This window comes from Kitasatospora sp. NPDC087271, from assembly GCF_044744605.1.
Taxonomy (GTDB): Bacteria; Actinomycetota; Actinomycetes; order Streptomycetales; family Streptomycetaceae; genus Kitasatospora.
This window is the reverse complement of record NZ_JBIUYQ010000009.1, coordinates 116461-133713: the sequence shown is the minus strand read 5'-3', so window position 1 is coordinate 133713 and position 17253 is coordinate 116461. Positions and strand designations below refer to the sequence as shown.

17 protein-coding genes are annotated in these 17253 nt (G+C 70.6%); 13 read left to right on the top strand and 4 right to left on the bottom strand.

Annotation, left to right across the window (positions count from 1 at the left end; translation table 11 throughout):
* Nucleotides 1–135 precede the first annotated feature (135 nt).
* The 4 genes from ACIO9K_RS17745 (at nt 136) to ACIO9K_RS17730 (ending at nt 4544) form a co-directional block, all read left to right on the top strand.
* A complete protein-coding gene (locus tag ACIO9K_RS17745) occupies nt 136–1329 on the top strand; it encodes an FAD-dependent monooxygenase (RefSeq protein WP_400330789.1) in 1194 nt (397 codons plus the stop codon).
* A 527-nt stretch (nt 1330–1856) separates the two neighbouring features.
* The gene (locus tag ACIO9K_RS17740) at nt 1857–2510 is read left to right on the top strand and encodes a hypothetical protein (RefSeq protein ID WP_400330786.1); all 654 of its coding nucleotides are present in this window, start codon (nt 1857–1859) and stop codon (nt 2508–2510) included.
* The gene (locus ACIO9K_RS17735) at nt 2396–3064 is read left to right on the top strand and encodes an ATP-binding protein (protein WP_400331081.1); all 669 of its coding nucleotides are present in this window, start codon (nt 2396–2398) and stop codon (nt 3062–3064) included. Before ACIO9K_RS17740 ends, ACIO9K_RS17735 begins: the two co-directional genes overlap by 115 nt.
* A 268-nt stretch (nt 3065–3332) precedes the next feature.
* Nucleotides 3333–4544, top strand: coding sequence for an alpha/beta hydrolase family protein (locus tag ACIO9K_RS17730; RefSeq protein ID WP_400330783.1), 1212 nt, complete (start codon nt 3333–3335; stop codon nt 4542–4544).
* A gap of 28 nt (nt 4545–4572) precedes the next feature.
* On the opposite strand, the gene ACIO9K_RS17725 is transcribed toward ACIO9K_RS17730, so the two are convergent.
* Nucleotides 4573–4725, bottom strand: a complete 153-nt coding sequence (locus tag ACIO9K_RS17725) for a hypothetical protein (protein WP_363620687.1) — start codon at nt 4723–4725, stop codon at nt 4573–4575.
* A gap of 178 nt (nt 4726–4903) precedes the next feature.
* Here ACIO9K_RS17725 and ACIO9K_RS17720 point away from each other — a divergent pair, with 178 nt between their 5' ends.
* Together ACIO9K_RS17720 and ACIO9K_RS17715 are read left to right on the top strand one after the other, a co-directional pair.
* Nucleotides 4904–6151, top strand: a complete 1248-nt coding sequence (locus tag ACIO9K_RS17720; protein ID WP_363620689.1) for a histidine kinase — start codon at nt 4904–4906, stop codon at nt 6149–6151.
* Complete coding sequence (locus ACIO9K_RS17715) at nt 6139–6789, top strand: response regulator (RefSeq protein WP_400330778.1); 651 nt, start codon at nt 6139–6141, stop codon at nt 6787–6789. The genes ACIO9K_RS17720 and ACIO9K_RS17715 overlap by 13 nt, the downstream gene beginning before the upstream one ends.
* Nucleotides 6790–7195: 406 nt before the next feature.
* On the opposite strand, the gene ACIO9K_RS17710 is transcribed toward ACIO9K_RS17715, so the two are convergent.
* Entirely contained in the window at nt 7196–9478 is a 2283-nt protein-coding gene (locus ACIO9K_RS17710; protein ID WP_363620692.1) for a DPP IV N-terminal domain-containing protein, read from the bottom strand.
* Between the two features lie 89 nt (nt 9479–9567).
* Between ACIO9K_RS17710 and ACIO9K_RS17705 the strand changes: the two genes are divergently transcribed.
* From ACIO9K_RS17705 to ACIO9K_RS17695, 3 genes are all read left to right on the top strand, one after another.
* Nucleotides 9568–10236 carry a TetR/AcrR family transcriptional regulator gene (locus ACIO9K_RS17705; RefSeq protein WP_363587922.1) on the top strand — a complete coding sequence of 223 codons (669 nt, stop codon included), beginning with the start codon at nt 9568–9570 and terminating at the stop codon, nt 10234–10236.
* A gap of 177 nt (nt 10237–10413) precedes the next feature.
* Nucleotides 10414–10662 (top strand): hypothetical protein, encoded by a 249-nt coding sequence (locus ACIO9K_RS17700; RefSeq protein ID WP_400330774.1) that lies wholly within the window; start codon nt 10414–10416, stop codon nt 10660–10662.
* A gap of 70 nt (nt 10663–10732) precedes the next feature.
* Complete coding sequence (locus tag ACIO9K_RS17695; RefSeq protein ID WP_400330772.1) at nt 10733–10987, top strand: hypothetical protein; 255 nt, start codon at nt 10733–10735, stop codon at nt 10985–10987.
* 247 nt (nt 10988–11234) lie between these two features.
* Here the strand turns inward: ACIO9K_RS17695 and ACIO9K_RS17690 are convergent, their stop codons facing one another.
* Nucleotides 11235–11651 carry an ML domain-containing protein gene (locus ACIO9K_RS17690; RefSeq protein WP_400330769.1) on the bottom strand — a complete coding sequence of 139 codons (417 nt, stop codon included), beginning with the start codon at nt 11649–11651 and terminating at the stop codon, nt 11235–11237.
* Between the two features lie 595 nt (nt 11652–12246).
* Between ACIO9K_RS17690 and ACIO9K_RS17685 the strand changes: the two genes are divergently transcribed.
* The 3 genes from ACIO9K_RS17685 (at nt 12247) to ACIO9K_RS17675 (ending at nt 15557) form a co-directional block, all read left to right on the top strand.
* On the top strand, nt 12247–12879 hold the full coding sequence (locus tag ACIO9K_RS17685; RefSeq protein WP_363620702.1) for an RNA polymerase sigma factor: 633 nt from the start codon (nt 12247–12249) through the stop codon (nt 12877–12879).
* Nucleotides 12876–13691, top strand: coding sequence for a hypothetical protein (locus tag ACIO9K_RS17680; protein ID WP_400330766.1), 816 nt, complete (start codon nt 12876–12878; stop codon nt 13689–13691). Before ACIO9K_RS17685 ends, ACIO9K_RS17680 begins: the two co-directional genes overlap by 4 nt.
* A gap of 387 nt (nt 13692–14078) precedes the next feature.
* Nucleotides 14079–15557, top strand: a complete 1479-nt coding sequence (locus ACIO9K_RS17675) for a purine-cytosine permease family protein (RefSeq protein ID WP_400330763.1) — start codon at nt 14079–14081, stop codon at nt 15555–15557.
* A gap of 145 nt (nt 15558–15702) precedes the next feature.
* Here the strand turns inward: ACIO9K_RS17675 and ACIO9K_RS17670 are convergent, their stop codons facing one another.
* Nucleotides 15703–16293 (bottom strand): TetR/AcrR family transcriptional regulator, encoded by a 591-nt coding sequence (locus ACIO9K_RS17670; RefSeq protein WP_400330760.1) that lies wholly within the window; start codon nt 16291–16293, stop codon nt 15703–15705.
* A 167-nt stretch (nt 16294–16460) separates the two neighbouring features.
* Here ACIO9K_RS17670 and ACIO9K_RS17665 point away from each other — a divergent pair, with 167 nt between their 5' ends.
* A complete protein-coding gene (locus ACIO9K_RS17665; protein WP_363587902.1) occupies nt 16461–17192 on the top strand; it encodes an SDR family oxidoreductase in 732 nt (243 codons plus the stop codon).
* Nucleotides 17193–17253 lie beyond the last annotated feature (61 nt).

Here is a 17253-nt window from a genome sequence, read left to right as displayed (position 1 = left end):
CTCTCTCCTCAGGGGGTCTCGACCCGGGGCGGGCCCGAACCCCTTTCACGTCAACACTAGCCCACCCCAACTACAGGTGTAGTACGGTGCTGGAAGCGGTCACTACAGCCGTAGTGCCGGGAGAGGGGTTCACTCATGGACGCGTATCAGGCGATCGTCATCGGCGGCGGCATCGGCGGGCTCTCCGCCGCCCTCGCCCTCCACCGCCAGGGCATCCCCGTGACCGTCCACGAGCGCGCCGCCTCGCTCGAACCCGTCGGCGCCGGACTCGCCCTCGCCCCCAACGCCCTGCGCGCCCTCGACCGGCTCGGTGTCGGCGAACGCCTGCGCGCCCTCGCCACCGCGCATCCCGCCATCGGTCTGCGCCACCCCTCCGGGCGCTGGCTCGCCCGCACCGACACCGCCACCTTCGAGGCCCGCTTCGGCGAGACGATCACCGCCGTCGCCCGCGCCGACGTCATCGCCGCCCTGGTCGACGCCCTTCCGGACGGCACCGTCCGCACCAACTCGCCCGCCGCCCTCGTCACCCCCGGAGGCACCACCGAACCAGCCGTCGTCCGGACCCCCGACGGGGACCGGCCCGCCGCCCTGGTGGTTGCCGCAGACGGCCTCCGCTCCGCCACCCGCGCGCAGTTCTTCCCGCAGCTCTTCCCGCAGCACCCCGGCCCCCGCTACAGCGGCTTCACCACCTGGCGCACCATCGTGTCCCCCACCCGCCGGCCGGATGCCGTGGGTGAGGTCTGGGGGCGGGGACAGCTCGCCGGCGTCGTCCCGCTCGCCGACGGCCGGGTCTACGTGTACGGCGCCGCCCTCGCCCCGGCCGGCGCCCGCGCCGCCGACGGCGACGAGAAGGCCGAACTCCTGCGCAGGTACGGCACCTGGTGCGCGCCCGTGCCCCAACTCCTCGCGCTCGCGGAACCCGGGCGCGTCCTGCGCCACGACGTCTGGGACCTCTCCGACCCCCTGCCCGCCTACCACCACGGCCGGGTCGCCCTCCTCGGCGACGCCGCCCACGCCATGTGCCCCTTCCAGGGCCAGGGCGCCTGCCAGGCCATCGAGGACGCCGTCGTCCTCGCCTCCGCGCTGACCCCCGCCGCGGACCCGGCCACCACCCTCCCCGCCTACACCGCCGCACGCCTGCCGCGCACCACCGCCATCGTCACCGGCTCCCGCCGCATCGGCGGCCTCGTCGCCCTCCGCACCCCCGCCGCCACCCGCCTGCGCGACGCCGCCCTCACCCTCGCCGGCCTCCTCCCGGCCCGCACCCTGCTCAACCGCTCCGCCCGGACGTACAACTGGCAGCCCCCGGCCCTCGACGCGACCGCCTGAGCACGGATCGCCCTCCACTGCCCGGGGTCGGCCGTCCGTACCGGGAGATTGGCCGGTGCCGTGCCCGATGTACGGACGGCCGACGGGGCAGGTGCACGCCTTCCACGGGCGGGTGGTCGCGGACGTGCCGGTGGACGGGCGGCGGGGCCGTCGCAGCCGTGCGGGTCCGGCGCACGGTCCGCCCGGGCCGGGGCTGCCCGCGGCAGACGTTCCGCGAGCAGCTTCCCGGCCTGATCGAGCGCTATCAGCAGCGCACGCGCCGTCTCGCCGACCAACTTCGACTCGCCGGCCGGCCGTCGTGCCGGCCGGGCCGTCGGCTACCCGCGGTTCGAGAAGAAGGGCCGGGCCCGGGCAGAGAAAGTGGGTGTTTTTACCGGGGTGAAACAGCGCCACGGCTTCGGGGTGAATGGGAGCCAGGGATTCTCCGGTGAGATCGGGAGCCAGCCGATGTGATGGTGCGGAACATGCCGCTTTCGGAGTAATCGTGGAGGCTTGCGCCGTCTGGCCGTCACGCTGCGCTGGAGCCGGTGAAGGGCTCTATCGACGCGATGCTGCGCGAGGACCTGGACGCTCCGGCGAAGCAGAAGCACACGATCCCGCGGATCATGGAGCGTCTGGCTTCGGAGCACGACTTCGAGTTGGCCCGTTCGACCACGGTCTGGGACTACGCGTCCAAGCGGCGCCCGCAGATCCGCGCGGAGGCTCCGGAGGGCCGGCGGCATCTCGATGGCATGGTGCCGCAGGCGAAGAGGCCGGGCGAGGAGGCGGAGGTCGACTTCGCGGACTTCTGGCTGGACCTGGCCGGGCAGCGGCGCAAGTGCGTGCTGTTCACGCTGCGGCTTTCCTACTCGGGCAAGGCGGTGCACCGGGTCTACGCGACAGCGTCCCAGGAGGCGTTCCTGGAAGGCCACGTCGAGGCGTTCACCGTGCTGGGCGGGGTGCCGTCGGTGCACGTCCGCTACGACAACTTGAAGCCGGCGGTCAAGCAGGTGCTGTTCGGCCGCTCCAGGCTGGAGTCGGCGCGGTGGGCGCCGTTCAAGTCCTGGTACCAGTTCTCCGCGTTCTACTGTGCGCCCGGCGAGGACGGTGCCCACGAGAAGGGCGGGGGGAGCACGAGGGCGGGCGGTTCCGCCGCAAACACCTGGTCCCGCTTCCTGCGGTCGACTCGCAGGCGGAGCTGAACGAGCGTCTAGCCGCGATCGACTTCTCCAAGAACCCGAACATCACCCCCGAGGTCGTCGCGGACCTGAAGTCCCCGACCTGGGTCCGCGAAGGCCGGCCTCTGGTGTTGATCGGCGGCTCCGGCACCGGCAAGTCCCACCTGCTGATCAGCATCGGCACCGCCATCGCCGAGACCGGCCTGTCGGTGCGCTACACCACCACCAGCGCGCTGGTGAACGAGCTCGCCGAAGCCGACGCCAGCCGCCGCCTGTCCTCTGTCATCGCCCGCTACAGCAAGATCGACCTTTTGTGCCTGGACGAGTTCGGCTACCTCAACCTTGACCGCAAGGGAGCCAAACTGCTGTTCCAAATCTTCACCGAGCGTGAGGAGCGCAAGGCCACCGCGGTCGCCACGAACTCACCCTTCACCGAATGGGACAAGACCTTCGGCGACGCCCGCCTCTGCGCGGCCATCGCCGACCGGATCACCTTCCGCTGCACCCTGATCCAGACCGGCACCGAGTCCTACCGCTACCAGGCCACCCAGGAATCCCTCTTCCCAAACCCGAACTGACGCACTGTTGGACGAATCTCTGCGTGAGCACGTAGGCGGGGTCGGCGTCACCGGGGGTGGACATGAGGGCTGGGCAGGGGCTGGGTGGGCAGCGGTCGACAACATCGCCTGACAGTCCCTCATCGCCGCCTTCGCCCAGGAGAAACGGCATCGTCGACGCGCCTCTCCTGTCCGACTACAGAATCAGCAACGGTGGCACTGGTGCCACCATGGATTCGGGTGCCAGGCTCATGGCAGACCCCCGTCGAGGTGTCCTAGCGTCGATCCCATGAAACGCAATCACCGTATCAGCGCTGTCGCGGTGCTGACGCTCACCGCCCTCATCACCGGAACCGGCGCCGGGTTCGCCGCCACGACCACACCGTCGGCCACACCGGTGGCCACGCACGCGTTCGACACCGCACCGGCCACGGCCACGGCCACCGCGTCCACGCCGTCCTTCCACGGCACGCTCCCCGCGCCGACCGGCCCCTACGCCGCCGGCGAGGACATCATCCACCTCACCGACACGAGCCGCCTCGACCCGTGGGTGCCGTCGTCCGGCCCCCGCCAACTGACCGTCACGATGGTCTACCCGGCCGTCCCCGGGACCGGGACTCCGGCCCCTTACATGACCCTCGCCGAGGCAGCCGGAATCACCGAGCGCCGGAAGATACCGGCGAGCTACGGCGTCACCCCGCAGACCCTTTCCAGCGTCACCACTCACGCCTTCGACGGCGCGCGGCCGCAACGCGGCAAGCATCCGCTGGTGGTCCTCTCAGCCGCGTCCGAGAACCCGCGCATGATGCTCACCTCGCTCGCGACCGACCTGGCCAGTCACGGCTACGTCGTCGCGCTCGTCGGCCACACCTACGAGGACAGCGGCGAGACGCTGGCGAACGGCCAGACGCCGCCGTGCGCGATCTGCGATCACCCGGAAACGATCGACTTCGACGCCGAAGCTGTCAGCCGCGGGCGGGACGTGTCCTTCGTGATCGACCAGTTGACGCACGGCAACACCGCGTGGCGCCTGGCACACCTCATCGACAAGCACGAGATCGGCATGGCCGGACACTCCCTCGGCGGAGCGGCGGCGGCCGCCACGATGATCGCCGACCCGCGAGTACGGGCCGGAGTGGACATGGACGGCACCTTCCACCCGGTCCCGACGCCCGGCCAGATCAACCGGCCCTTCCTCATGCTGGGTAGCGACGGCCACACGCCCGGCAGCGGCGACGGCATCATGGGGCGGGCCTGGGCCGCCCTCGGCGGCTACAAGAAGTGGCTGACGGTCGTCGGCGCCGACCACTTCAGCTTCTCCGACCTGGACGTGCTTCAGGAGCAGGCCGGGCTCCCGACGGGGCCCCTCTCCCCGGAACGCGGGGTGGCGATCACCCGCGAGTACGTGACGGCGTTCTTCGACCAGACGCTGAAGGGGATCCACAGTCCGCTGCTGGACGGCCCCTCGCCGAACAATCCGGAAGTAGCCTTCCAGCCCTAGTCCAGCACCGCGTTGATCCTTCGGGGGTTCATGCGGCTTTGAGCGGGCTGCCGTCGTAGGTCCGGCGGTAGGGCTTGGCGTCGTCTTCGTCGTAGGCCAAGACGAAGGTGTCGATGGCCTCGGCCAGTTCGTCGCGGGAGGCGAACTGGCGCTGATCACCAGCGCGTTCGCACCGGGGCATAGTGCCTGTTCCACCGGGCCCGGTCTACCTGCCGGCGGCCAGCAGAAGCCGACCTACCGACCCGAGATGCTGTCCGCCCACAGGTGAAGATCAAGATCTACAGCTGGTACTAGGTTCACCATGAGATCGGGTACAGGTTTCATGGCACCGTCCTCCTGCGGTGCCCTAGCGTCGTGCCATGACGATTCCAGCTCGACTGAGACGCACGGTCCTCCGGGCGCGGCGGGACACCTGCTTTCTTGCCGCTGGTGTGCTGCCGCACCTGGCGCTGGTGCCCGTGTGGGCCTGGGCGGCGGCGACTACCGCCAGGACGGGGAACTGGCTCCTTACGGTTTCCATGTCGGCCGCCCTGGTCCTGCTCGGAACCCCGGTGCTGACGGCCGTTCAGCGGGCTCGCTACCGGGTGCTCATCGGTGTGGACGTCCCCCGGCTCACCCCCACCGCGCCGGAACAATGGACGTGGGCCTCGACCACCAGGTGGCTCGCGGCGACGCGGCCTTGGCACAAGATCGGCTACCACCTCCTGCTGGGCCCGCTGCTCGCGCTGCTGGAGCTGCTGGTGCTCGCGGTGGCAGCGGCGTGCCTGGCGGGCGTCATCGCCTACGCCTGGTCATGGGCGCTGCCAACCGGAATCCGCCAGGACTGGTTCGGCTACCTGACCCAGCTGCCGGCCTACACAGCGGCTGGACTCCTCCTCCTGTGCGCCCTGCCCTGGACCGCGCGGGCAGTAGCCCGGGCCGAGGCGCGGCTGGCGTTGGGCCTGCTCGGGCCCAGCCGGGCTCAGCGGCTCCAGGAGCGGGTCGATCAGCTGGCCGTGAGCCGGACCGACTTGATCGAGGCCGTCGACGCGGAGCGCCGCCGGATCGAGCGCGACCTGCACGACGGCACCCAGCAGCGGTTGGTGTCTCTCGCGGTCAACCTGGGTCTGGCCCTTGCCACCCGCCCGGACCTGCCGAGTGATGACCGCGAGGTGATCGCGAGAGCGCACCTGGAGGCGAAGGAGGCGATCGCCGAACTCAATGATCTGGTGCGGGGGCTGCACCCGGCCGTGCTCGAAGACCGAGGTCTGGACGCGGCGTTGTCCGGGCTGGCTGCCCGCACGCCCCTGCCGGTGCGGCTGCGGGTCAATCTGGAGGAGCGGGTGGCGCCCAGCGTGGAGTCGGTCGCGTACTTCGTGATCTCTGAGGCGCTGACCAATGCGACGAAGCACGCCAACGCGATGCATGCGGAGGTGATAGTCCGTCAGGTCGGCGAGGTGCTGCGAGTGCGCGTTACCGACGACGGGCTGGGCGGTGCCGACGCCGCCGCCGGCACGGGGCTGACCGGGCTGGCCAAGCGGGTCGGCTCCCTCGACGGGGCCTTCCACGTCAGCAGCCCCGCTGGCGGGCCCACCACCATCACCGCGGAGCTGCCGTGCGCGCGGTGATCGCCGAGGATTCGGTGTTGTTGCGGGTCGGCCTGATCAAGGTGCTGGAGATGGGCGGGTTCCAGGTCGCCGCCGAAGCCGACGACGCGGAGGGGCTGTTGGCGGCGGTGGCGGAGCACCGGCCCGAACTCGCCCTGGTCGACGTCCGGATGCCGCCCGGCTTCACCGACGAGGGGGTGCGGGCCGCGATGGAGATCCGTCGACGCTGGCCGGGGACGGCGGTGGTGCTGCTTTCGCAGTACGTGGAGGAGCGGTACGCGGCTGACCTGCTGTCTGCGAACACCAGCGGTGTGGGCTACCTGCTCAAGCAGCGGGTTGCCGATGTCGCCGACTTCGTGGCGGCGGTCCGGCGAGTGGCGGACGGGGGCACGGCCCTGGACCCGCAGGTCGTCGCCCAGTTGCTGCTGCGGCGCGACAGCGACCCGCTCGCGCGGCTGACCCCCCGCGAACGGGAGGTGCTCGGCCTGATGGCCGAGGGGCGCTCCAATGCCGGCATCGCGCAGGCGCTGGTGGTCAGCGAGAGCGCCGTGGCGAAGCACATCAACAACATCTTCGCCAAGCTTGACCTGCCCGTGGTCGACGCGGACCACCGCCGCGTCCTGGCCGTGCTGCGATTCCTCGGAACGTCCCGGGCCTGACCTTCCCATCCGTGATCAGAATCTACGGCTGGAGTACTAACCCCAGAAGAACGAATCTCACTGTCCAATTTGCTGGCACAGCCGGAAGGGCTGGACCCCACGGGTCCAGCCCTTCCGCATATCCAGGGTGAGGCCCCGGCCGCGACTTGTCAGGGAGGCGACCTGTCGCACCTTACCGACGCCACCACTCTGACCCCCATGAACACTCCACCCGGGCCCAACAGGTCACCCGATCAGTGGCTCCCGATCTCGCCGGAACGGCTCCCGAATCCGCCGAAGATCACCCACCGGGGTCGAGTACATCACCGCCACGAATCGCCTACACCTGGCTCCCGTTCACACCGGAGCAGTGGCTCCCATATGACCCGACAAAATCAAGGTGGGCATGGAGAAGGTGCTTTCCACGTCAGCTGAAGAGGACTTCGAGCCGTTCCAGGGAGAGCGGGACGTCCGCCAGCCGGTAGCCGGCCGGCGGCTCGCGGTGCATGAGGTGGCGCACCAGGTAGTCCCAGCGGCGGCGGGCGACGTAGCCGTTGCGGCCGAGGAAGCTGTGCTCGACGCCGGGGACTATCAGCAGGTCGAAGTCCTTGTTCGCGTCGATCAGCGCGTCGACCAGCCGCATCGTCAGATGCGGTGTCACGTTGTCGTCCATGTCGCCGTGGACGAGCAGTAGTTTGCCGACCAGGTTCCCGGCCAGCTCGGTGTTGGACAGCCGGGCCCCGGCGTCCGGGTCGAACGGTCCGTCGTAGGTCTCGGCCCACAGCGCGTGGTAGTGGCGGTTGTCGTGGTTGCCGGCCTCGGCCACGCCGACCTTGTAGAAGTCGGGGAACGCCAGGAGGGCGCGGGCGGTGGTGAACCCCCCGCCGGAGAGGCCGAAGACACCGACCCGGTCCAGGTCCAGCCACGGACGCGTTTCCGCGAGTTGGCGCAGCGCAGCGACATGGTCTTCGAGTGCGCCCGCGCCGCCCATGTTGCGGTGGGCGTGATCGTGGAAGGCCTTGTCTCGGCCGGGCGTTCCGCGGCCGTCGACGGCCAGCACCGCGAAGCCCAGCGCCGCCACCGCCTCGGCGTCGTAGCCGTAGGCGCCCGGGTCGAAGGAGGCCGCCACCCGGCGGGTCTGCGGGCCCGGGTAGGGGTGGTCGATCACCGGGTAGCGCTGCGCGGCGTCGAAGTCGTGGGGCTTGTAGAGGACGCCGTAGATCTCGGTGACGCCGTCGGCGGCCAGGGTCCTGACCCGCTCCGGCGGCGTCCAGCCGGCGGCCAGCAGCGGTGTGATGTCGGCCTGTTCCAGCTCGACCAGCACGGCTCCGCCCCGGTCACGCACGGTGATCCTCGGTGGGGTGTCGACGGTCGACGCGGAGTCGACGAACCAGCGGCCGTGTTCCGGCGCGGTGATCACGTGGTCCAGATCGTCGTCGGTGAGCTTGGCGGTCCCGCCGCCGTCCAGACCGACCCGGACCAGCGACCGTCGGTACGGGTCGGCCTGGACCAGTCCTGAGACGACGACGTACGCGGCCCGTTCCGCCTCGTCGACGTGCACGATCTCCTGCACCGCGAACGGCCCTCGGGTGAGCTGTTCGACCAGCGCCCCGTCCTCGTAGCGGTACAGGTGCCCCCAGCCGTCGCGTTGGGAATACCACAGCGTCTCGCGTCCGCCGGCGAGCACGTGCACGATCGGCTTCTGGGCGACCTCCTGCGCGGCCTCCACCCGCGTGTCGCCGTGCTCCTCGACCAGGGTGCGCACCTCGCCGGTCGCCGGGTCGAGTGCGTGCAGCCGCAGCGTCCGGAGGTCACGGGGCTGATCCAGGTAGTAGACGGCCGCGCTGTCCTTGGCCCACCACGCCTTCTTCAGCGTGACAGGTGACAGGTAGGGCAGCAGGAACGGGTCGGTCCTGGCGGGTGTCGCGGTCCGGGACGCGATGTCGAAGACGATCCACTCGCCGCGGGCGATCGGCTCGCCGGGGACCGGGTAGTGGTAGCTGCGCAGGCGCGGCCGACCGCCGTCCGGCGGGACGGCTTCGACCAGGTGCATCAGGGCGACATCGCTCTGGTCGGTGCGGTGGGTGAGGACGCGCGCCGAGTCCGGCGACCACAGCAGCGCCGGCGGCATGTCCGCAAGACCGAGCTTGCCGAGCAGGTGCGTGGGGACCGCCGCGTCGGGTTGGGCCGCGTAGCTGCGATCCGCGGTGCCGTCGGCGGTGAGCGCGAACTCCTCGCCCGTCTCGACCGAACGCACCCACAGGTCGTGGTCGCGGAGGAACGCCGCCCACTTCTTGTCCGGCGAGACGACTTCCAGCGGTGAGGGTTTGACGTGCTTCTCGTCCCGCGCGCACCGGTAGTCGGCCAGCCGGCAGGTCCAGCGCGCGTCGAACGCGTCGAACGCGACCGTCCCGTCCGCCAACTCGACCGCCCGGAACGGCAGCGCGTACGGCTGGACCGGCTGGCCGGCGGCGGACGCCAGCGCGGCGGCGAGCCGTTCGGGGTCGAACGCCGGCCCCCGGGTCCCGGCGGCGGGGTCGACCAGCACGAACTCGCCGCCCCGCTCGGTCTCGACCCGGTACCAGAACCTCTCGCCGCCGCCGATCCAGACGGGCTTCGCCTTGGCCCGCAGGGCGAGCCGGGACCGGTTGTGCAGCAGCATCCGCTCAGCTCGGTCGTAGGCAGTGGCGGGGAGTGCATGTGTGGACATCCGACCTCCTGGAATCAGTCTCGATCCAGGAACAGTACAGCGTACGGTACAGTAATGGAACTGCGGTCCCGAACGAATCAGGAACCCCGATGCCATCGCCCAGGCGCAAGACAACGCCCGCTCGCGCACCCCGCGGCACCCTCAGCCCCGAGGCCATCGTCCACGCGGCGATCGAACTGATCGACCGCGACGGACTGGACGCGGTGACCATCCGTCGGCTCGCCGACCAACTCGGCGTCCGCCCGATGTCGCTCTACACGCACTTCCGCGACAAGGACGCGATCCTCCTCGCCGTCACCGCGGAGCTGCTGAGCCGATTCCGGTGGCCCGACCCCGGCCTCGACGACGTCGAATGGCTCCGGCAGGTGATGCACGCCTACTTCGAACTGTTCATCACGCACCCTGTCCTCCTGCAGATCAACACCCCCTCCGACGGAGTCGGCGAGATCGAGGCCCGCATGTCCGAGCAGATCTACGCCCGCCTGGAGCGACTGCGGGTCGACCACCGGACGGCGATCGGCCTGCTGGCCACGCTGATCCGCTTCGTCCTCGGCTGCGCCACGCTCTACCCCGTCCGCCGGGCCTGGGACGAGGACCCGCAGCACTGGGAACGGGTCCGCCAACAGTGGGCCCGCCTCCCGGCCGAGGTGTACCCGGCGATGCACGCCACCACCGTCGACTTCCCGACCTTCACCCAGCGGGACGTCTTCGAGTTCGGCCTCGACGCCATCCTCGCCTCGCTCCCCCGATCGCCCTGACGGCCCTGCGCTCGCACAGCTACAGCGAAGTGACAAGTAGCTCTCTGTAGCGTGCGACACGAGGTCGCACCATGTAACGAAGGCCAGCCACGTGAGGGAGGTGTCGATCGGCTGAGCTTCGGGCCAGTGTCCAAGGCCCGCCCCCGCGCTCCCATGCGTCGCTGGTAACGGCGGGGTGTGAAGCGGAGCGTTCAAGCTCAAGGGTGCTGGCCATCGGGACGCTACAAGCGGGGGGGAAGGTCGAACGGTGACATCGCCGTCGCCACCGGCTGCACCAAGGTCGCCGAACCGACCCCAGAACGCACCGAGTTCATCGACGTCGCCACCCTCGCCTTGGCCGAGTTCCGCACCCGCGTGCTCCGCACGGGCGAGATGACCGACACCGCCGCGGCCTACCTCGCCCTGGACCACCTCCGGCTCCTGTAACCCGGGGGACACGGCGGGGCGGGCAGGTCGGCGACCTCGCGCTCACCCGCCCACCCCCGGGAGGACACCCGTGACCGAACGGAGCACCACCGACACCACCGCCCCGTACTACAGCAGCACGCTCGTCTCGCTGCCCGCCCACACCGTCACCCTGGTCCTGAAGGTGGCACGGGACCTGCTGCCCAGCCCCGAGCACTCCATCACCTCGATCGCCAAGATGCTCGGCGTCAGCCCCGGCACCCTCTGCAACCACATCCCCGACCTGCGCGAGCTGCGCGCCAGCCGCACCGGCATCCCTGCCCAGCTCGAAGCGAGCGCCCGGTGATCCCCGGCGAGCACCGACGAGCACCGGCTCAAGGGCGGCGCGCCGCTGCTCGGCGCCGAGGCCCACGGCGAGCCCGGCCCGTTCGGCACCTGGACCGACGAGCGCGACCAGGAGCACGACGAAGGGCCGGCCGACCGGTCCGAAGACGAGCTGCGGTGCTGGCGGCGGTGCGACCTTGGCGCGTGGCCGCCCGCCGCACGGGGCGTGTGGCGGGCGGTGTTCGGGACCGGTTCGGCGGGCGTACGGGCTACCGGCGGCGGAAGTCGATGCGCAGGTTGAGGTCCATGAAGTCCTTCTCCTCCCCGCCCCCGGTGTACGACTGGAGGTAGATCCGGACGTCCCCCATCGGGACCTCCCGGGGAAGCGTGAAGGTCCAGGTCTGCTTCCACTTCCCGGCGGGCGGCCGGGTGGCCCCCTCCAACTCCGCCCCCAGCATCTTCAGCACCTCGGGCAGCATGGCCGTTTTCCGCAGCAGCGTCACGAGTCCCAGCTTCACCTGGACCTGGCACTGCACCTGGGTCAGATCGACCTGCTCCTTGAGGCGGCCGGTCATCTCCCACCGCAGTTCCTTCCCCGGTTCGGGAGAGGAGGGCGTCAGGGTGATGTCCTGGATTTCGAGGACGTAGGAGTCGTCACTGCGGTCTTCGATCAGATCTGTAAGCATGGACCAAGCGTACTCACGCAACTACTCTCCGCGTCCGACATTCGATGATCAGACACAGCCGGAGGCCCTGGCCAGGACCGCAGCGCCGGGCGTCAAGAGTCTTGACAGCAGCCCGGACTTTCCGTTCCCACCGGGGCCCCTTCTCCACCAGGCCGCCTCGCTCGAACCGATGCTCACACTGCTGCGGATCGGATCCGGACGCTCGGGAAGATGCTTGCCGAGGCCGAGCATCGCGGACACCGGCGCATGATCCGGCTGCTGACCCGCCCGGCGCGCGGGGTGATCACCTTCGCCGGGGCGACCTATCGGATTGACGTGCGGTTCTGCTCGGGTCGGTGCCGACCCGGGCGTACCGCCTGCGCGCCGCTCGCCGGGCGCGGCTCGCAGCGTGACGTGAAGCCGTTGCGCTACCGACGGTATGACGCCTCTACGTCACCCCATTGGCCCGGAAAGGCGATTGCAGAGAGTTGTGATCGTCACTCCGGGCTACTTGTCACTTCGCCGTAGCTGTGCGAGCTCAGAGCCGTGACGCAGGTCATAGGAACCCGGGCGGGCGGGGCACCAGATAGGGGGCGTGGACTCTTCAGATCGAGATGTGCGCGCGAGGGTGCGGGCCGGTGACCGGGACGCGTTCGGGCGGCTCTTCGACACGTATGCGCGCGCGGTGTACAACCACGTGTTCCGGCTCACCGGGGACTGGTCGACGGCGGAGGACGTGATGTCGTTGACGTTCCTGGAGGCCTGGCGCCGGCACGACCGGGTCGAGGCGGAGGGCGGGTCGCTGCGGCCCTGGCTGCTGGGCATCGCCACCAAGCTGGTCAGCAACCAGCGCCGGGCCGCCCGGCGGCACTGGCAGGTACTGGCGCAGCTCCCGCCGGCCCGCGAGGACGTTCCCGACTTCGCGCAGGAGGTGGCCGGGCGGATCGACGACGCGGCGCGGATCGCGGTCCTGCAGCAGTCGCTGGCGCGGTTGCGCCGCCCGGACCGTGAGGTGCTGGCCCTGTGCGTGTGGGCGGGCCTGGACTACCAGGAGGCCGCCGAGGCCCTGGGCGTACCGGTGGGCACCGTACGCTCACGCCTGTCCCGGGCCCGGATCCGGCTGCACCGTCTCGCCGAGACGGCCCAGCGCCGGGCGCAGCGGAAAAAAGTGGAACCCGGCCGTGGCCGGAACCAGATCCAGGGTGGGTCCGCGAGCGCGGCCCCGTCCCCGAAGGAGGTACACCAGTGAACGCCGGACAGCGGCCGGAGCCGGTCGAGCGCGCGGAACTGCTCGGGCAGGTGCCCGTGCCGGCCGAACGCGACCTCCCCGCAGGACGCCACGCCCTACACCGGGAGCGCCTGATGCGCCAGATCGACCTCGACACCTCCACCCCCACCACGGCCCCGGCCCCGGCCAGGCCGCGCTTTCGGCGGCGGCTGGCCGTCACCCTCGCCGGTGCGCTTGTCCTGGGTACGGCCGTGGCCGTGGCCGTGACGCAGTCCTCGCGGGGCGGTGTCAGCGGGCCGCTGAGCTCTGCGGAACTGGCCAGCTGGACCGGCGTCCCGACACCGCTGGCCGCTTCGACCGGCCCGGGCGCCACCGCCGAGAAGTGGTGCCTGGACCGGATGGCCGGCGGCCCGGGCGCCGGGGCACCCGTCAAGATCACCAACGCGGACCTGCGGGGCAAGGTCGCCTCCATGGTCGTCAACCGCGGCGGCAAGGCCATGCTCTGCTACGTCGCCTCGGAGACCAGCGGCCTGTGGGAGGCGATCGACCCGGTGAAGAACGTGGCGGCCGATGCGGTCACGTACGACACGGGCGGCTCCCACGGTGACGGGGACGCCATGTTCAACTACGCGCAGGGCTCCGTGGGGGCCGGTGTGAAGGCGATCACCATGCAGGTCGCCGGACGCACCTTCCAGGTCACCGTGGCGGACGGCCGCTGGACCGCCTGGTGGCCCGGGACCATGTCACACCGCGCCGTCCCCGACACGGTCACCGTCTCCCTCGCCGACGGCACCACCCGCGTCGTCAGCGGCAGTTCGCTGTTCGCCAGGTGAGACCCCCGGGTGCGCGCTGAGCGCCTGGATCAGGCGGCGCCCGGTCGGGCCTGCGCGCTCCCGGGCCGGCGGCGCATCCCGGCCGTGATCTCCTCCTCGGCGGCGCCGCGAGCGCGGCGGGCCTGGCCGTGGGCCGGGTCCGCCGTTCGCGGCGTTCGAGGCGTTCGAGGCGTTCGCGGCATTTCCGGTGTTCAAGGCGGTCAAGGCGTTTGTGGCGTTTGCGGAGGGGGCGCGGGCGGGGGTGGCGCCCTCCCCTCCGATATCGGGCCGACCTGGAACCGAAGCGGACAAAGTAGGATGGCTCAACTCCCGCGCTACGCGCGAAGAGTTCCGTAAATGCCCCATTTGTTCGATTTATCTCCGCTTCACACGCACGGAGCCACCCTCATGGACAACCCGTCGAACGCCGAGACCGGCGGCGCGATAGAAACCCGCGGCATCGAACCCGTCCCCGACCACGAGCGCGGGGGCAGAGTCCGCGAGCTCTTCCCGACCTGGGTCGCCGCGAACATCAGCGTTCTGCTGCTCACCATGGGCGCCGCCCTGGTGGTGTTCAACCAGTTGAACTTCTGGCAGGTCCTGATCGTCGCGGCGTGCGCCGCGCTCATCTCGTTCGGCCTGGTCGGCGTGCTGTCGGTCTCCGGCAAGTGGGGCGGGGCGCCGGGCGCGACCCTCTCGCGGGCCACCTTCGGGGTGCGCGGCAACCTCTTCCCCGGCGCCGTGCTCTGGATCGCCCGGTTCGGCTGGGAGACGATCAACGCCGTCACCGGCGCCTACGCCGTACTGACCGTCCTCGACCTGCTCTTCGGCGTCAAGACCAACACCGCGCTGATCGTCATCACGCTCTTCGCCTTCGTCGCCTGCACCTTCCTGGTCTCCGGCATGGGACGTAAGGCGCTGAACGTCTGCAACACCTGGTCGACGTACCTCTTCGGTGTCTTCAGCGTGCTGGTACTGGGCTACCTGGTCGCCACCATGCACTGGAGCGAGGTCTTCGCCAAGCCCGCGGGCACCACCGCGATGATGATCGCCGGCATCGGGACCATCGCCGCCGGCGGCATCAGCTGGGTCCCCACCGGCCCGGACTTCGCCCGCTACCTCCCCCACGCCGCCTCCGGCAGGAAGATCGTCGGCGTGACGGTCTCCGGCGCCGGCCTGGTGATGGTGCCCATGGTGCTCATGGGCGCCGTGATGGCGGTGGCCTCGCCCGGACTGGCCCAGGCCGCCGACCCGGTCTCCTTCCTCGGCGACCTGCTGCCGACCTGGCTGGCCGTGCCCTACCTGCTGACCGCGATCGTGGGCATGCTGCTGATCAACAGCCTCTCCATGTACTCGGCCGGCTTCACCGCACAGACCATGGGCGTCAAGCTGCCGCGCGCCACGGCCGTCAGCATCAACGCCGTGATCTCACTGGTCGGCGGCCTGCTGCTGATGCTGGTCGCCAAGAGCTTCCTGGGCTCCTTCATCACCTTCCTCATCCTGCTCGCCGTCTCCTTCTCGGCCTGGATCGGCGTCTACGCGGTGGACATGTTCCGGCGCCGCTCACGCGCGGTGCGCTACGACGCCGCCGGGCTCATGGACACCAGCAGGAACAGCCGCTACTGGTACACGGGCGGCTTCTGCTGGCAGGCCATGGTGTCCTGGGTGCTCGCCCTGCTGCTGGGGCTCGCCTTCACCAAGTGCGACTGGTTCGCCGGCCCGCTCTCCGACACCCCGGTCGGCAGGTACGGGCTCGCCTGGGCAGCGACCATCGTGATCTCCGCCGCGATCATGGCAGCACTCCCCGCCCCCCGGGAGAACACCCCCGCCACCACCGGACAGCCCGCCGACCGCCAGGCGGAGCAGCCCGAACGGGCCGCTGCCTGACCCCGAGGCACGGCCCACCACCCACCCCGACACACCCCGACACACCCCGACCGCCCGGTCGCCGCCTCACCCGAGCCGGCGACCGGGCGGTCCCGTTCCGCCACCACACCCGGGCACCGGCCGAGGTGACGTCCGGGTTCTGTCGTCAGTGTCCGGGCAGCTGAGGCGGAGCGGATTTCAGCCCGTCCAGGGTGAGGTCGAGGAGGCGTTCGGCCTGCTCGCGCTGCTCGGGCTTGGCCGAGGTGAGGGCGATTCCGGCGAGGGCGGCGAACATGTCGGTCGCACGGATGTCGGAGCGGATCGTCCCGGCGGCGGCACCGGCCTCCATCAGGGAGTTGAGGGCGCCCTGAATCATCTCGTGGCTGTCGGCGTAGGGGTTGCCGCCCGAGGCGACGACGGCTCGCAGGGCGTCGGCCATGCCGTATTTGGCGGTGGCGTAGTCGATGAAGCGGCGAGTCCACACCCGCAGGGCCTCGGCGGGCGGCATCGTCGCCAGGAGGTCGGAGGCGGCCTCGCACAGCCGGGCCACTTCGTTGCGGTACGCCGCCTCGATCAGTGCCTCTCGGGTCGGGAAGTTGCGGTAGAGCGTGCCCGTTCCCACGCCCGCTTCCCTGGCGATGCGCTCGAAGTGGGCGTCGAGCCCCTCCTCGCTGAACACGCGCACCGCGGCGGCCAGGATCTTGTCCCGGTTCCGCTGCGCGTCGGCCCTCAGCGGGCGCCCTGCCTCTCGGGTCATCGGCGGCTCGTTCCCTTCTCCGTTGCTAAGTGGAGGCTCCGCCACTTAGCCTGGGCTAAGTGGCGGAGCCTCCACTTTCACTCTAGGGCATGGTCCGACCTGCCCGGACGCCCCCTCTGCTCCGCACTCCGCACTCCACACTCCGCACTCTGGAAGGACGGGCAAGCATGCCGGGAATCGAAGGCAAGGTCGTGGCGATCACGGGCGCCAGCAGCGGCATCGGCGAGGCGACCGCGCTTCTGCTGGCCGAGCGCGGCGCGAAGGTCGTCCTCGGGGCACGCCGTCCGGAGCGTCTCGCGGCCCTGGCCGCCCGCATCGAACAGGCCGGTGGCGAGGCCGCCTGGATCCGCACGGACGTGACGCGGCGCGAGGACCTCCCCGGCCTCGTCAAGCTGGCATGCGAGCGCTACGGCAAGCTCGACGTCCTCGTCAGCAACGCCGGGATCGGCCTGATCTCCCCCCTCGACGACCTGCGCGTCGAGGACTGGGAGCAGATGATCGACGTCAACCTCAAAGGGGTCCTGTACGGAATCGCCGCGGCCCTTCCCCTCTTCCGGGAGCAGGGATTCGGGCACTTCGTCAACACCGTGTCCACCGCCGGACTGCGCATCGTCCCGCTCCAGTCGGTGTACGCCGCCACCAAGAACGCCGTGCGCACCGTCTCCGAGGGCCTGCGCCAGGAGGCCGGCGCCAACCTGCGCGTGACCGTCGTCTCACCCGGCGCTGTCCGCACCGACTTCGCGGAGCACATGGACCCGGCTGCGAAGGCCCAGATCGACAAGCTGATGGAGATCGCCCTCCCGCCGGCCGCAGTGGCCCGTGCCATCGCCTTCGCCATCGAGCAGCCGGACGGTGTCGACGTCGGCGACATCGTCGTTCGCCCCACCGCCCAGGGATAGGCCCCCCGGGACCGGGTGAGGTGAGCGGTCGGACCGGGGCGCTGGTGCTTGCCGTAGCCTG

Coding starts and splice junctions, on each gene's coding strand:
- ACIO9K_RS17705 (WP_363587922.1), top strand. CDS start 9,568: ATGCCATCGCCCAGGCGCAAGACAACGCCCGCTCGCGCACCCCGCGGC.
- ACIO9K_RS17745 (WP_400330789.1), top strand. CDS start 136: ATGGACGCGTATCAGGCGATCGTCATCGGCGGCGGCATCGGCGGGCTC.
- ACIO9K_RS17710 (WP_363620692.1), bottom strand. CDS start 9,478: ATGTCCACACATGCACTCCCCGCCACTGCCTACGACCGAGCTGAGCGG.
- ACIO9K_RS17725 (WP_363620687.1), bottom strand. CDS start 4,725: ATGCCCCGGTGCGAACGCGCTGGTGATCAGCGCCAGTTCGCCTCCCGC.
- ACIO9K_RS17675 (WP_400330763.1), top strand. CDS start 14,079: ATGGACAACCCGTCGAACGCCGAGACCGGCGGCGCGATAGAAACCCGC.
- ACIO9K_RS17665 (WP_363587902.1), top strand. CDS start 16,461: ATGCCGGGAATCGAAGGCAAGGTCGTGGCGATCACGGGCGCCAGCAGC.
- ACIO9K_RS17690 (WP_400330769.1), bottom strand. CDS start 11,651: ATGCTTACAGATCTGATCGAAGACCGCAGTGACGACTCCTACGTCCTC.
- ACIO9K_RS17730 (WP_400330783.1), top strand. CDS start 3,333: ATGAAACGCAATCACCGTATCAGCGCTGTCGCGGTGCTGACGCTCACC.
- ACIO9K_RS17720 (WP_363620689.1), top strand. CDS start 4,904: ATGACGATTCCAGCTCGACTGAGACGCACGGTCCTCCGGGCGCGGCGG.
- ACIO9K_RS17670 (WP_400330760.1), bottom strand. CDS start 16,293: ATGACCCGAGAGGCAGGGCGCCCGCTGAGGGCCGACGCGCAGCGGAAC.